Raw genomic sequence first — 272 nt, forward strand, 5'->3', positions numbered from 1 at the left:
TTACGTGCCGGTACCGGAGGTGATGAAGCAGCGATTTTCGTAGAAGATGTCTACAGAATGTACACCATGTACTTTAAGGCTAAAGGATGGAGACATGAAGTGACAGATTCCAATGAAGCTGCAAAAGGGTACAAAGAATTGATCATGAAGGTGGAAGGAGAAGGCGTTTACGGAATCATGAAGTTTGAATCTGGAGTTCACCGTGTACAGCGTGTCCCTGAAACAGAATCTCAGGGAAGAGTTCATACCTCTGCCATTACTGTGGCTGTTTT

General features: G+C 44.5%; 1 protein-coding gene. It reads left to right on the forward strand.

Going from position 1 to position 272, the window contains the following annotated elements:
* Positions 1 to 272, forward strand: a 272-nt coding sequence (locus FLQ44_RS25590) for a PCRF domain-containing protein (protein ID WP_147694621.1), incomplete at both ends; no start/stop codon positions are given.

Origin of the sequence: Vogesella mureinivorans (genome assembly GCF_007644035.1) — a bacterium.
Taxonomy (GTDB): Bacteria; Pseudomonadota; Gammaproteobacteria; order Burkholderiales; family Chromobacteriaceae; genus Vogesella; species Vogesella mureinivorans.